Origin of the sequence: Shewanella sp. SG44-6, assembly GCF_014164185.1 — a bacterium.
GTDB lineage: Bacteria > Pseudomonadota > Gammaproteobacteria > Enterobacterales > Shewanellaceae > Shewanella > Shewanella vesiculosa.
Genome location: NZ_JACJER010000049.1, coordinates 1 through 15290, shown reverse-complemented (window position 1 = coordinate 15290; position 15290 = coordinate 1). Strand labels below are relative to the sequence as shown.

Below are 15290 nucleotides of genomic sequence, written 5' to 3'. Positions count from 1 at the left end.
CTTATGACGTTTTTCAGGCAGTCCTTATCGTGGTCTGCCCGGCGTTATGGGGCTAAACTCTCGTAAACTGCACAGATAATCTCATCGAAGCGTATTTAAGCCACGAATATGATAAAAGTGATGTAAAATTAGCGCTTACCTATGATAAAATTTGCCGCCATTTTCGCGGACGATATCTTATTCAACATTGAATGAGTGTCAGTGGTCAATCATTTCACACTTGCATGGACGCAACGCTACGAGAGCCCCATATGAAGTTTCCTGGTCAACGTAAGTCTAAGCACTATTTCCCTGTAAACAGCCGTGATCCATTGTTGGCTCAACTTACGCAGCAGCCACAGCCTTTTTCTACCTATATTTGCGGTATTGATCAAACCTTGGTTGATATAGAGGCAAAAGTAGAAGACGAATTACTTGAACGCTATGGCTTGCCTAAAGGCAATTCAACTCTCATTAATGATGAACAAGCCCATAATTTGTATCATGAACTAAAATCCAATGAGATGATCAGCGATGAATTTGCCGGTGGTACTATTGGTAATACAGTACACAATTATTCAATCTTAGCGGATGATCGTTCAGTGCTTTTTGGCGTGATGAGCCAGCATATTATGGTCGGCAGTTACGCTTATCGCTATTTATGTAATACTTCATCAAAGGTTGACCTTAATTTTTTACAACCAGTTGATGGTCCAATTGGCCGTTGTTTTACATTGGTTTCCGACTGTGGTGAACGCACTTTTGCGATTAGCAAAGGCTGTATGGATAAGCTTACCCCTGAATACATTGATAAAGAAGTTGTGCAGGGCAGTTCAGCACTAGTGTTAACGGCTTACTTAATGCGTGCAAGCGATGGCGATGGCATTACCGATGCCGCAATGACGGCAATCAATTACGCTAAAGAAGCCGACGTGCCAGTAGTGTTAACCTTAGGTACGCGCTTCTTAATTCAAGAAGATCCTCAATGGTGGCAAAACTTTATTCGAGAGCACGTCACTATCTTAGCCATGAATGAAGATGAAGGCGAAGCGTTAACGGGCTTTAAAGACCCACTGCTTGCCAGTGAAGTTGCGCTTGAATGGTGTGACATGGTGTTAACCACGGCTGGTGCAATAGGGCTTTATACCGCAGGTTACACTGACGATAATGAAAAACGCGAAACCAGCCATACTTTACTACCAGGCGCCATTCCTGAATTTAATCGTTACGAATTCTCTCGACCTAAATTGCAAGCCGATTGTGATACCCCAATAAAAGTCTACGCCCATATTGCGCCTTATATGGGCGGCCCAGAATTAATCCGTAATACCAATGGTGCTGGCGATGGCGCATTGTCAGCGCTTTTACATGACCTATCAGCTAATACGTTCCATAAAACCAATATACCTGGTTCAAGCAAACATAAACGAGACGGTTTATGTTATTCATCATTTTCTCAATTATGTAAGTACGCTAATCGGGTTGCATATGAGGTGTTAGCACAACACAGTCCTCGTTTGTCTCGTGGTTTACCTGAGCGAGAAGACAGTCTCGAAGAGTCTTATTGGGAACGTTAATAAATTGTCGATAAAAAAAACGATAATGCAGCATCATTATCGTTTTTTTTTGTGTAGATTTTTATAGAATAGATATCGAGTCAGAATCTTAACCAGCAATCAGGAGCGTCACGTGAAAGGACAAATCTTAAGAGAGATGCAAGTACTTAAGGCTATTGAGCCTGAGTTTGAAGTTCAGCGTCGTGTTGCTTTTATCAAATCTAAGTTAAAACAAGCCCAAACTCATTATTTAGTGCTGGGGATCAGTGGTGGTGTAGATTCATCTTTAGCCGGTCGACTCTGCCAATTAGCGGTAGATTCTCTTAATCAAGAGCTTGGTGAAGCATCTTATCAATTTATTGCAGTTCGTTTGCCTTATCAAATTCAAAAAGATGAAGATGAAGCACAAATGGCATGCCGATTTATTCAACCATCAAAACAAGTCACGGTGAATATTGCCCAAGGTGTTATTGGTGTACATCAAGCGACCTTAGTTGGCTTAGCTGAAGCCAATATCGCTTTAGCCGACGAAAACAAGATTGATTTCGTCAAAGGTAATGTTAAAGCCAGAATGCGGATGATAGCTCAATATCATATTGCAGGGTTAGTCGGTGGCTTGGTCGTTGGTACTGACCACAGCGCAGAGAATATTACCGGCTTTTATACCAAGTGGGGCGATGGTGCATGCGATTTAGCCCCATTATTTGGTTTAAATAAGCGCCAAGTACGTCAGTTAGCCGCTTATTTGGGCGCCCCGGATTTACTAGTGAAAAAAGCACCTACCGCCGATTTAGAAGACAATAAACCTCAACTTGAAGATGAAGTCGCTTTAGGGCTAACCTATGATCAAATCGATGACTTTTTAGAAGGCAAAGATGTTATCCAATCTGTGGAAGACAAACTTGTAGGTATCTATCAACGGACTCAACATAAGCGCGAACCGATCCCGACTATTTATGATTAACGCCTTGTTACTGATGCGATGGCATCTGCTGTCGCGTCAGTTCAATAAGCGCATTAGAATATTGTCGATAATCTAAATATGGCGTCAGCAATACGGTTTGCTGATGCAGTATTTTTTGATGTTGATCTAGAGCGATATACTGACTAGCATCCAGTATTCCCATTCGATGTTGTACTTCTTTACCACACAATATATGCCAACATTGACTAGAGAACGCCTGGTTTTTATTCTCATCAATGTTGGGGTTAACAATGCGTAATTGGCAGTATAAACGCCGAGCAGGATCCCTGTGTTTATCCTTTGTCTGAGTGTCATTAGGTTGGCTAAACAGCTGATCACGGATCAACTTCCAATGAATCCCTTTTTCAATATTGATATCGGGCTCTAAACAGCAAATTTTGGCCATAATAGTAACAATTTTACGCCAGTGATTACCATTGAGATCCACCAGTTGTGTTATTGCATTAGCATCATAAGCACACCAATGTGCCGGTAAAGCTGGCGGGGTTGGTAGATAAAAAATAATATCGGGATTCATCGGTCCCCATACATGGCTAAAGCAATCAGATGACATGTTATTTCCACAATCGTTAACGGCTAATATGGCGAAGTAGTGACTCAGTACCTAAGCTGAGTGGCAATTTTTATTATATTAAATTTATGGTGTCTTATACTACTTAGTTGTTCTCAGTAAGTGTACTCACTACTTATACAAGATGTTTATCGGTAGTCTTTATTTATAAGGTTGTTATGCGTGCAATTGTGATTGGGTCGACGAAACATTTTTTATTTGCCGCATTTTATGGTGCATTAGGTATTGCTTTAGCATTAATTATTACCGGCGTTTGGCTACTTAATGCGCGGCCTAATTTGTCATTATGGCACACAACACATCTTACTTCGGAATATCATCAACAATCAGGTTTAACCGATTTTAGTCAATATTTACAATTAGAAGATAAACTATTTGCTGAAGTCGATCAGCAAGTATACCGCCAATATCAACCTGAAATAGCGTCGCCTATTAATCGTTATGAGCGTCATAGTTTGTCTGACCCTGGATTATGGCAGCAAAATTGGAACCGTTCATTTGAATGGAAAAGTCCTCAAGCTGAGTTTGGTCTATTACTGCTTCACGGTATGTCTGACTCACCCTATGTGCTATCGCATCTTGCACAACACTACCAACATCAGGCACATGTTCTAGGCCTGCGTTTGCCAGGACACGGAACCATTCCTTCCGGATTAACCGATATTACTTGGCCTGATCTTGCTGGGGCTGTGTCACTGGCTGTCGCGCATCTATCTGAACAATTGCCGGGAAAACCCATTTATGTGGTGGGTTTTTCAACCGGGGCAGCGCTGGCATTAAACCATGAGCTTGAGAATATAAGCTTACAAAAGCCGCCAAGTTTTGATGGCATTATAATGTTATCACCCGCTATCGGTCTGGCGCCTATTGCTGCTGGTGCTTATTGGCAAGCACAACTGGGTAAGTTGCTTGGGCAAGATAAACTGTACTGGAACAGTATTCAAACCGAATACGACCCCTTTAAATATCAATCCTTCGCAGTTAATGCTGGTGATGTTGTATATCAGTTAACTCAACGTAATCAGACCTTATTAGCGGCATTATCAGCGCAACAGTTTACGGCTATCCCACCCATATTAACCTTCCAATCCGTTGTCGATGATACGGTATCTTCACTCGCTGTGGTTGATTTGTTATACCAAAGATTACCCGCAAACAAAGACCATCAATTAGTGTTATTTGACGTCAACCGAACTCGAAGTAACAACCAATTACTCTTTCAAGACCCATTGGCATCTTTTACGCCATTCTGGCTCGCTGCAACATTGCCTTATCGGTTAAGTTTGCTTGAAAATGATCCCCAAAGTGATCGTTACGTTCAAGTCAGAGAGTTAGCCGATAAATCGATAACGGATAATGTACTAACATTGAGCTTAGAATGGCCTAAAGATGTGTATTCGTTATCTCATGTCGCGTTAAGTTTTCCTATTGAAGATACCCTTTATGGGCCACTCGCGGAAGATAAGCCACAAAAAATTCAGATAGGAAGAGCTATTTATCAAGGCGAGCGAGGTATTTTTAGTGTACCGGCAGATGATATGTTACGGCAGAAATGGAATCCATTTTATCCGTATATGATGAGTCGCATTGATGAGTTCACCCAAACCCATCAATCCGAGTCAGTTTTGGATAACCAGTCACCAATGATCAGTCAGTAATGATATCAATGATGGTTCTGTTACGTCCCTGTTGCTTTGCTTGGTAGAGGTTCTCATCGGCAATTTTAATCCATTTATCCAGGTCGGCCTCATAATCGGCATTCGCTGTGATAGCACCAATACTGACCATTACTTTGAACGCCTGATTATCTTCGGGCGAGGTGATTTCTAATTGTGACAGCGCTTCTCTAAACCCATTGAGGTGATGTTCTATGTGTAAGGTATTGGATAAGGGTAAAATCAGTAAAAACTCTTCTCCGCCGTAGCGGGCAACAATATCAATGTCGCGTTTAAAGTACTTCTGCAATAATTGCGATACTTTACGTAAACACTCGTCACCAGCCAAATGGCCATAGTTATCGTTAATGGTTTTAAATAAATCTAAATCCAATATGGCCACTGTAATCGTTTGTTCGCTTCGTAAACAAAACTCCAATAGCTCACTGAACTTACGTTCGGCATAACGGCGGTTGTACAACCCAGTTAACGGGTCTCGGTCTACTAACTCGGTGAGTTTTTTATTGGCTTTTTCTAATTCTGCAGTGCGATTGGCAACGGTTTGTTCTAATTCCATTTGATGGGCAACCAGTTGTTCTTTACTGGCCACTAATCGTTGATAAAGGCTGAAGACTTCTCTAGGTGAATTGTCGTCAATGGTCGATACTTTTCCGCTATCAGGTAGGCTAAATTGATTGGCAACTGCTTCTAATGGCACGGTCAATAGTGCACTGAGCTTTGTTGATATATAAAAAGTACATACCAATGACACTAATAACATTATAAAACTAGCAAACATTTGTTCTTCAGCCAGTTTTAATAACGGTGAGAACTCTTTTAAAATATACACAGTCCAACCATTATTTAATTCACGGTGAGTATAAATATACTCAGGTACAATTGAGGTCATTTTGTGAATATTGATAAGCTCTAAGTTGGCATGATAGCCGCCTTTATTGATGACAAAATTAAATTGAGATAGCGGTTTAAGGCTGAGCTTTTTTGAGGCAAAAATAATTTGATTTTTCTCATCGACCATCACCACCGATTCATCATTACTATATTCACTAACTTGATCAATATGTGAAAAGTAGCTCAAATCAAGCGAGCCTTCTATGATGCCGGCGACTTGCGTATGTTGTTCATCGAGATAAAACGGGGTACTCATAGCGACAATAGCATCATTGCCGAAACCTCGGCCTAAAAAGGCAGATGATACAAATAAGCGGCGATTATAAAATGATTCAATAAAATAATCGCGGTCATTAATATTAATATCCTGTGCTTTTTTGTCGATTGCGATCAGCCTTGAAACCGGGCTGGCATTAACAATTTTAGCGTCAGGATCAGCAATAAGCATGCTGATAAAGCTGGGGTAGCTTTCATGAAAGCTCGATAAAATAGCCTGCCATTTTTCCGGCTTATCAGCGATTAGCGTTAATTGATTGGCCGTATTTTGAATAACCGTTTTATGGTTTTCAATATAACTTTGTGTCGACGCGGAAATGTGGGCAACGGCTTCAGTCATGTTTTGTTTTAACATGACTTGTTGACGTTCTAGAGAATAATAATTAAAAATTAACGCTGAAAACAGTAATGTTAACGTCACGAGTAAGGTGAAAAAATAGGTCAATTGCGCGCTTAATTGTCTGCGATGACGATCTTTCACTTTGTCTTTTAAAAACCATAATTTTGGAATAGCTAAAATAAGCAGTGATGCAATACTGGTATAAATAAGACCGTTAATTCCTTGCTTTGAAATGATAAAACCTAAGTGAGAAGGGGGAATATCCATTAAAAAGACGACATATAGATACACTAGTGGTGCACCCAGTAATAACCAATAAGCGGCATCGGCATACAGCGCATAGATGTCACGGCGTCGGGCATATCCTAAAAACAACGCTTCTAACCCAAAGATTAAATACACATGAGGGCTATCCCATATCAACATTAACCCAGTAGATGCCATCATTGCTGTTAAAAATGCATACCAAGGCCCTAACAAAACAGCCGCAATAACGGTCATCGTATTCCCCAACACAAATTGCACATTGGCAAAAAACTGTATTGGGTAGAAATTGAGTAGCAGTCCGATTACCCCCAATATAATCGAGTATAAAAGGTGTTGTTGATTAATGCGTGGCAAGCTCAAAAAATATCCTTATTATCTGTATTTTAGATAGACTTATTCCTTTAAGAACACTTATCTCAGGAAATAGAACTATTTTCAACGCAAACAAAATTTTTTTTGCTATCAAATATTTATTTTTGCCTTTCGTGATGCAGCGCACAGACTCCACAAAGATGTCTTTTTGTTCGACCTTGGTCTAACTTCGTGGCGTGGACAACATGTTTTTCTGGTTTTTATTTTCTCTATTACATTGATATATAAGTGTTTTATAATATTAGCCAGAGTTTTTATTGATCAAGTACGACTAAGGTCTTGATTGTGGTGCCCCCCTGAGTTGCTAAATTAACAATGACTTTACAAAAAATAACATAGGGGAGTCGCAATGAGTTTTGAAAATAACGATAAGGCAGCGGGTTACTGGCGTGAGAATTTACGTTTAGTACTTAGTTTGCTTGCAATTTGGGCTGCAGTGTCATTTGGCTGCGGCGTTATATTAGTAGATGTGTTAAACGAATTTACCTTTATGGGATTCAAATTGGGTTTCTGGTTTGCGCAGCAGGGTGCAATGTATGTATTCGTGGCGCTGATTTTTGTTTATGTGGCGAAAGCTAATGCATTAGACAAAAAATACAATGTTCAGGAAGACTAAGGGGCACTAAGATGGATGTTCAAACACTTACGTATTTAATTGTTGGCGCAACTTTCGCGCTTTACATCGGGATCGCCATTTGGTCTCGAGCAGGTTCAACCAAAGAGTTTTATGTTGCAGGCGGTGGCGTTCACCCTGTGTTGAATGGTATGGCAACAGCAGCAGATTGGATGTCAGCTGCATCATTTATTTCATTAGCCGGTATTGTGTCTTTTACTGGTTATGATGGTTCAGTGTATCTTATGGGCTGGACTGGTGGTTATGTGCTATTAGCCTTGTGCATGGCACCTTACTTACGTAAATTTGGTAAATTTACTGTTCCTGATTTTATTGGTGATCGTTATTACTCTCAAACAGCACGTACGGTAGCAGTGATTTGTGCCATCTTTATTTGCTTTACTTATATTGCAGGGCAAATGCGTGGTGTTGGCGTGGTGTTCTCTCGCTTCCTAGAGGTTGACGTAGAAACTGGCGTATATATTGGTATGGCGGTGGTGTTCTTTTATGCAGTATTGGGTGGCATGAAGGGGATTACTTACACACAGGTTGCACAGTACTGCGTACTTATCTTTGCCTTTATGGTTCCAGCTATCTTTATTTCGGTAATGATGACAGGTCATATTTTCCCACAAATTGGTTTCGGTGCTGAGATGATCGACGCCGCGGGTAATGGTACGGGGGTATATTTACTCGATAAACTCGATGGATTATCGGCAGAGCTTGGGTTCTCCCAATATACCGAAGGTTCTAAAGGTATGATCGATGTGTTCTTTATCACTGGCGCGTTAATGTTTGGTACAGCAGGATTACCGCATGTTATTGTGCGTTTCTTTACTGTTCCTAAAGTGAAAGATGCACGTATATCAGCTGGTTGGGCATTAGTGTTTATCGCTATTATGTACACTACAATTCCTGCATTATCTGCTTTCTCACGCGTAAACATGATTGAAACCATTAATGGACCAGATTCTACCGGTGTTCCTTATGAAACTGCACCTGAGTGGATTAAAAACTGGGAAAAAACTGGTTTAATCAAGTGGGAAGACAAGAACAATGATGGCAAGATTTTTTACACCAATGGTGAAAAAAATGAAATGAACATTGACCGAGATATCATTGTGTTGGCCACGCCTGAAATTGCTAACCTTCCAGCATGGGTGATTGCTTTAGTTGCTGCGGGTGGTTTAGCAGCAGCATTGTCGACATCTGCGGGTTTATTACTGGTTATTTCAACGTCTGTTTCACATGATTTACTCAAGAAAAATCTGATGCCAGACATTTCGGACAAGAAAGAGTTAATGTATGCACGAATAGCCGCAGGTTTTGGGGTTGTTATGGCTGGTTACTTTGGTATTAATCCACCAGGCTTTGTTGCCGCGGTTGTCGCCATTGCATTTGGTCTAGCTGCTGCATCGTTATTCCCAGCTATTATCATGGGTATTTTCTCTAAAACCATGAATAAAGAAGGGGCTATTTCGGGTATGGTTATCGGCTTATTATCTACTGCGGCTTATATCGCTTACTTTAAGTTTATTAATCCAGCAGCTAATACATCTGAAAACTGGTTATTTGGTATTTCACCAGAAGGTATTGGAATGATGGGAATGATAGTCAACTTTGTCGTGGCTTTTGCTGTGAGTAAAGTTACCACTAAAATTCCTGATGAAATAGTGGCGATGGTAGAGTCGATTCGTTTCCCTAAAGGATCGGGTGAAGCTCACGATCACTAAGTTATAATCAATACAGCTTAGAAAGGGCGCTTCGGCGCTCTTTTTGTTGGGCTTTAGTCCTATAGGCGTTAAGTGAAATGCTTTGCTATAGTGAAAGTGTTAACCCATGTACCATAGGGAATTAATTAATGGATGCCAGCGAGTTACAACCTGTCGAGCAGTTTTTAGCGCTCCATTCTCCTTTTGATACGCTTCCTCGAGATCTCATTCAATATTGTGCCAAAAAAATTACTGTGGGTTATTACAGTAAAGCGTCTGCATTTGTTGAGTTTGACAAAGATAACCCCAAATTATATCTGGTGCGCAGCGGCGCATTTGAAGTTCGCGATCCTGAAGGTGTGTTGGTCGACCGTGTCGGCGAAGGTGAGTGCTTTGGTTTTTCTACTTTGCTATCGGGTGAAAAAGTGGTTAATAAAGTGGCCATTCTTGAAGACAGTTTAGTTTATCATTTACCACAATCTGTATTTGCCAAGTTGAGATCTGATCATCGCAGTTTTGATCAGTTTTTTGCCCGCGCTTTTGCTAATCGTTTACGTAATGAAGCTAAATTTACCGCCAAAGACCTGACCACTACGAGCCGCATCACTTCTATTATGTCATCTAGGCCGATTATTATTGACGCCAACGCCAGTGTGATGGATGCAGCCAAACTGATGCGAGAACATCGGGTATCATCGGTATTAGTGATCGATAATCAAAAGTTAACCGGGATTTTAACCGACAGAGACCTGCGTAATCGGATCATTGCCGAAGGGTTAGATTTTAATGCTCTGGTGAGTCAAGCCATGACAATTAATCCAGTCACAACCCATGCCAATGCATTAGTATTTGAAGCCATGTTGGCGATGAGTGAACATAATATTCATCATTTGCCTGTGGTAGAAGGCAGCCAAGCGCTCGGGATGATCACCAGTACTGATATTTTGCGTTCACAAAGCTCACAGCCTTTGCTGTTAATTGGCGAAATTGGCCGCCAAGGCAGCATAGAAAAGCTTATTCACGTGAGTAAACAAATCCCCCTGTTGTTGCAAAACCTCATCAGTGCCGATGCTAGAGCTGAAGAGATTGGCCGTGTGCTAACCTCAGTAACCGATGCATTAACCCGCAGACTGATTGAGCTTAATCAACAAATTTTAGGCCAAGCGCCAATGGCATTTTGTTGGTTAGCGTTTGGTTCACAAGGTCGCCAAGATCAAGTCGCTTGTTCAGATCAAGATAATGGTTTATTACTGGCCCATGAACCTGATGAGTTTGCCGCAGCTTATTTTGACACGTTAACCAAAGCTGTGTGTAAGGGCTTAGATGAATGTGGTTATATTTATTGTCCAGGCGACATTATGGCGCAAAACCCCAAGTGGCGAATATCCCTTGTTAAATGGAAAGGGCTTTTTTCGCAATGGGTTAATACGCCAGAACCAAAAGCATTAATGCATGCAAGCATCTTTTTCGATATGCGACCTGTGTTCGGTCCGTTAAACCTATTCAATGAATTACAAGATTCGGTGTTAGCATCAACACAAGACAACGATATTTTCCTTGCCGGTATGGCGGGGAATTCCTTAACGGAATCACCTCCACTGGGTTTTTTTAGAAAGTTTGTTCTTGAGCGTGATGGCAGTGAAGTCAAAGGCATGGATTTAAAGCACAAGGGCAGTGCGCTTATTAATGATATTGCCAGAGTGTATGCTTTGAGTGCGGGTATTAAAGAGGTGAATACCGCCAAGCGGATCAGGGCGTTAATGGATGCGAATATTATTAATCGCAAAGATGCACTTAATTTGGCTGATGCACATGAGTTTATTGCGCATATGCGTTTATCGAATCAAGGTTACCAAGCAACCCATAATCTGCCGGTGAATAACTTTCTAAAACCACAACATCTCTCTTCGTTAATGCGCCACCAATTACGGGATGCTTTTAAGGTGGTTCATGATGCTCAAGCGGGCATAAAACTTAAGTTTCTAAGGAGTTTTTAGTGGTTAATTTGTGGTGGATAAAAGCCATATTGTGGCGTAAAAAAATGGCCATACTGCCTTCGCCACTCGATACTTACTTAGACGCAATTATCCCAGCATTAACACAACCATTTCTCGATGCCCCCTTAATGGCGATTGATCTTGAAATGACCGGCTTAAATCCTATTGGCGATCAAGTCATCAGTATTGGTATGGTACCCATTATCAACGGGGGGATCCCGCTTGAAAAGGCACAACATATGATGATTGCCATCAGTGGTAGTGTCGGTCACAGCGCGACGGTTCATGGTATTGTAGATAATCAATTGCATATGGCGTTATCTATTCAAGACGCGATGGAATGGTTTCTCACACAAACGAAAGGTCATATTTTGGTGGCGCATCATGCACCACTGGACATCGAGTTCATTCAACAGCAATTAATCCGTTGTTTTGGTCAATCTATTCCTATGGTGTTTATCGACACCCTCGCCATAGAAAAAAAACGCTGTTTAATGCAACATTCGGTATTAAAAGAAGGATCGTTACGTTTAGGTGCCAGTCGTGAACGTTACCGTTTACCTGTTTATTCGGCGCATAATGCGCTTATAGATGCATTATCCTGTGCTGAATTACTCTTGGCTCAGGTCGCTGCAATAGGCGATGTAAAAAAACTATCGGTAAAAGACTTAATTAATGTGCTGCGCTAATACACTAAAAAGCCAGTCATCTAGACTGGCTTTTTTAACGCTTAGCTTAAGTTAATTTAAGTTAACTCAATAAGGCTTATTCAGCGTCTTTCGCTTTATTGAAAAAGTAATCAACCGCAGGCTTAATTAATTCAAGTGCCGTTTTATCGCAAGGGGGTAATTTAGCATCACTAGTATTAATTGGTGTGGTTCGTTCACCCCACTTTAATAGTAATGCGGCAGAAGTTAATCCTGCGCCAAATGCACATGATAAAATCGTTTGCCCTGGGACAATTTTGCCCTGAGATAATGCATCACAAATAGCGATAGGGATGGTGGCTGCAGAAGTATTGCCATAATCAGCGATATTAACGAACGCTTTTTCTTTAGGGATTTTCATCCGGCTCACTAACGTATCGATAATTCGCTCGTTAGCTTGATGCGGGATAACAAAATCGACATCATCTATATTGGTGTTACATTTTTCGAGTACTTTAGCACTTAAGCTTCCCATGCCATGAATCGCACGCTTAAACACATCTTGACCATTAATGTGGATATAAAAATCTAACGAATCGTTATCAAATCTATCCATTTGGGTGCCAAAATTAGACTTTAAAATATCTCGTCCTTCAGGGTCATTGTTTAACTCATAACCTAATACGCCGCCCGGCTGATCACTTGCTTCAAGAACAACTGCGCCAGCACCGTCACCAAATAATACTGCGGTTTCACGGCGAGACCAATCAAGGTAAAAAGACAGACGTTCAGCACCGATGATCAGAATTTTCTTACTTTGGCCGCTTTTGATCATTGAGCAGGCTAAACCCACACCATACAAAAAGCCACTGCATGCGGCATTGATATCAAATGCACCACATGTAGCGCCAATATTGGCTTGTACCGTTGAAGCAATATTAGGGATCAAGGTATCAGGGCTTGCAGTCGCTAAAATAATTAAATCTAACTCACTACCGTCGATTCCTGCAGCCGCAAGTGCATGCTTAGCTGCAACCGATGCCATTTCAGAAGTGTTAACGTGACTAATGTTACGCTGACTGATCCCTGTGCGAGTTTTAATCCATTCATCCGTTGTTTCCATGAATGTCGCTAAATCAGCATTGGTTAATGTTGCTGGCGGAACGGACTTACCCCAACCGGTAATATGTGCATACTGCATAAAATTCTCTCAATACGTTCAATCGTTAATTAAATTTATTCACAATATCAAGTGCTAAGTATTAAGCGAGCTTAAGCTAAACTCTTGGTATTCATTATTTTTAATAGCCATAACTAAGATTTATTATTGTTTTTATGACTTAATTTTTTGTTCTACTAATTTCTTTATTGAATCAGAGGCATGCAGAATATGCTCTCGCAATAAAGTTGTCGCCTTTTCTATATCTCGATTCTTGCATAACTCAAGTAACACTCTATGCTCTCTTTCAGCGATAGGGATCCCACCAGTAAACAGCAACTGTAGACGAATATAGCGATCACAATTTGTGTTTAGACCGTTTACCACATCCATTGTATGAGGGCGATTAGCCGCTTGGTATAAACGAGTATGAAATCTTGTATTCAGTTCACTCCAACTGGCCACAGACTCTTTCAGTGTAAATGCTAACTCAAGTTGAATGAGCACCATTTCAGCTTCAGCAAGATCATTATCAGACAATTTAGGAATTGCCTTAGCTAATAAATCTGATTCTATCATTGCACGTAATTCAAATAACTCAGTGACTTGCTCAACTGATAATAGAGTTGCGGTTGCACCTTTATGTGGTTCGAAATTGATTAAACCTTCTGCTTCTAATTGTACTAGAGCTTCACGCACAGGAATGCGACTCACGTTCAATTGCTCTGCGATAGCAGATTGTCTAAGCGGTTCACCTCCCTGAATATCACCAGAAAGGATCTGTTCACGAAGCGCCTCAACAACAAGTTGCGTTCGAGTTTTATGAATAATAGGAGGTATATTGCTCATGTATTCTATAATAATCACTAATATCTTCGAGCAAGGGTACCGCTTAGAGGCCGCTTTATAAAGTGAAACCTATACAATTATGCATATAAAGGTGGTAATTAAACAAATTAATAAAAATATCCAGATTGTCTGGCTCCAAATTCATCTCAATGGGATAATCACCCCAGTATAGTGTTTAAGGAGTGTTAGATTGAATAAAGCAGTATTTCTCGATCGTGATGGCGTGATCAATAAAGATAATGGTTATGTCCATACTGTGGACGAGTTTGAATATATAGAGGGTGTATTTGAAGCGTGTTTAGCGTTAAAGCAAAAGGGTTACCTATTAGTCGTTGTCACCAACCAATCTGGTATTGCTCGTGGCATGTACAGTGAAGATGATTTTCATCATTTAACAGAATGGATGGATTGGAACTTTGCCGATAAAGGTGTCGATCTTGATGGTATTTATTATTGCCCACATCATCCAGAAAAAGGCCTAGGCGAATACAAGCAAGATTGTGAGTGTCGTAAACCGAAACCAGGTATGTTGACCACTGCCGCTGAATTCTTGAAAATAGACATGAGCCAATCTGTGATGGTTGGGGATAAGGCTGATGATATGCGCGCAGCAAAAGCCGCTGGAATCAATACCACTATTTTGGTTCGCTCAGGTAAAGTAGTCGATGAAGCGGGTATTAATCTTGCTAGTGCCGTGGTTGATAGCATTGCTGATGTACCGAGTTTATTAAATCAATTACTGTCATAGTCTACAAATCCCTCATCAAACCGATAAGCGAAAGTGTCTGTTTATTGCCGATAAGCAAAAAATATCTCCTACCTGTTCATATATAAGCATTAACCTACTTATATATGAACATCGGTTGACTGTTATTCATCTATAAACAGTTTTCTTCGTTTTGCTTTTGCTGCCAGTAAAATTAAAAATACCTATATCTTGTGTGTTGAGACGAATATACAGTTGAGTTAACACTGTATTAACCTTGCTTGAGTAAATATTTAGCCTCAACAAGCCAAATTAGCTACTTAAATCTCAATGAAGCACATCTTAAGCCTTCTATAGGCAGGGAAAATATATTCAAGGTCTGCTGTAGTTGGCCGTTTTTGTTCGTAAATACAGCAAAAACATCCTTAAATGTGGCTTTGAGTTTAAATAGTACGCAGTTGAGTCTTAATCGTCATAAAAACTTTAAAAAGCGCTTGCGCTATAAAATGTTTTCCCTATAATACAACCCACTGACACGGAACACGGCGTCTAACGCAGGTTACCAGGTCCGCTCTTTAACAATTTATCAAGTAATCTGTGTGGACATTCACAGGTATTGAGTTATTCGAAATTGTCTTCTGTTCTTCGGAATGTTGGCAATCAAAAAATTTAAACTCAATGCAACGATGAATGT

12 protein-coding genes are annotated in these 15290 nt (G+C 40.6%); 8 read left to right on the top strand and 4 right to left on the bottom strand.

The features are described from left to right. Positions 1 to 251 precede the first annotated feature (251 nt). Together H5185_RS10660 and nadE are read left to right on the top strand one after the other, a co-directional pair. On the top strand, positions 252 to 1556 hold the full coding sequence (locus H5185_RS10660) for an inosine/guanosine kinase (RefSeq protein ID WP_124016058.1): 1305 nt from the start codon (positions 252 to 254) through the stop codon (positions 1554 to 1556). A 112-nt stretch (positions 1557 to 1668) separates the two neighbouring features. Beyond that, positions 1669 to 2499 (top strand): ammonia-dependent NAD(+) synthetase, encoded by an 831-nt coding sequence (nadE, locus tag H5185_RS10655; protein WP_182723439.1) that lies wholly within the window; start codon positions 1669 to 1671, stop codon positions 2497 to 2499. A gap of 7 nt (positions 2500 to 2506) precedes the next feature. Here nadE and H5185_RS10650 read toward each other — a convergent pair whose 3' ends face one another. Beyond that, positions 2507 to 3073 carry a DUF6942 family protein gene (locus H5185_RS10650; RefSeq protein WP_259396205.1) on the bottom strand — a complete coding sequence of 189 codons (567 nt, stop codon included), beginning with the start codon at positions 3071 to 3073 and terminating at the stop codon, positions 2507 to 2509. A 176-nt stretch (positions 3074 to 3249) separates the two neighbouring features. On the opposite strand from H5185_RS10650, the gene H5185_RS10645 reads away from it, so the two are divergent. Beyond that, positions 3250 to 4749, top strand: a complete 1500-nt coding sequence (locus H5185_RS10645) for a carboxylesterase (RefSeq protein WP_182742070.1) — start codon at positions 3250 to 3252, stop codon at positions 4747 to 4749. Here the strand turns inward: H5185_RS10645 and H5185_RS10640 are convergent. Beyond that, the gene (locus H5185_RS10640; RefSeq protein WP_235781871.1) at positions 4739 to 6901 is read right to left on the bottom strand and encodes a diguanylate cyclase; all 2163 of its coding nucleotides are present in this window, start codon (positions 6899 to 6901) and stop codon (positions 4739 to 4741) included. The genes H5185_RS10645 and H5185_RS10640 overlap by 11 nt on opposite strands. 361 nt (positions 6902 to 7262) lie before the next feature. On the opposite strand from H5185_RS10640, the gene H5185_RS10635 reads away from it, so the two are divergent. From H5185_RS10635 to H5185_RS10620, 4 genes are all read left to right on the top strand, one after another. After that, entirely contained in the window at positions 7263 to 7529 is a 267-nt protein-coding gene (locus H5185_RS10635; RefSeq protein WP_124016055.1) for a DUF4212 domain-containing protein, read from the top strand. An 11-nt stretch (positions 7530 to 7540) separates the two neighbouring features. Continuing rightward, entirely contained in the window at positions 7541 to 9259 is a 1719-nt protein-coding gene (locus H5185_RS10630; RefSeq protein ID WP_124016054.1) for a sodium:solute symporter family protein, read from the top strand. A 128-nt stretch (positions 9260 to 9387) separates the two neighbouring features. Then, positions 9388 to 11235: a DUF294 nucleotidyltransferase-like domain-containing protein gene (locus tag H5185_RS10625; protein ID WP_124016053.1), complete on the top strand. Its 1848-nt coding sequence runs from the start codon at positions 9388 to 9390 to the stop codon at positions 11233 to 11235. Next, a complete protein-coding gene (locus H5185_RS10620) occupies positions 11235 to 11924 on the top strand; it encodes a 3'-5' exonuclease (protein ID WP_182723435.1) in 690 nt (229 codons plus the stop codon). Before H5185_RS10625 ends, H5185_RS10620 begins: the two co-directional genes overlap by 1 nt. Before the next feature lie 76 nt (positions 11925 to 12000). Here H5185_RS10620 and H5185_RS10615 read toward each other — a convergent pair whose 3' ends face one another. Together H5185_RS10615 and H5185_RS10610 are read right to left on the bottom strand one after the other, a co-directional pair. Beyond that, positions 12001 to 13083, bottom strand: a complete 1083-nt coding sequence (locus tag H5185_RS10615) for a ketoacyl-ACP synthase III (protein ID WP_182742069.1) — start codon at positions 13081 to 13083, stop codon at positions 12001 to 12003. Positions 13084 to 13215: 132 nt separating this feature from the next. Next, entirely contained in the window at positions 13216 to 13890 is a 675-nt protein-coding gene (locus tag H5185_RS10610) for a GntR family transcriptional regulator (RefSeq protein WP_182742068.1), read from the bottom strand. Between the two features lie 190 nt (positions 13891 to 14080). Here H5185_RS10610 and gmhB point away from each other — a divergent pair, with 190 nt between their 5' ends. Further along, the gene (gmhB, locus tag H5185_RS10605; RefSeq protein WP_124016049.1) at positions 14081 to 14638 is read left to right on the top strand and encodes a D-glycero-beta-D-manno-heptose 1,7-bisphosphate 7-phosphatase; all 558 of its coding nucleotides are present in this window, start codon (positions 14081 to 14083) and stop codon (positions 14636 to 14638) included. Positions 14639 to 15290: the final 652 nt, after the last annotated feature.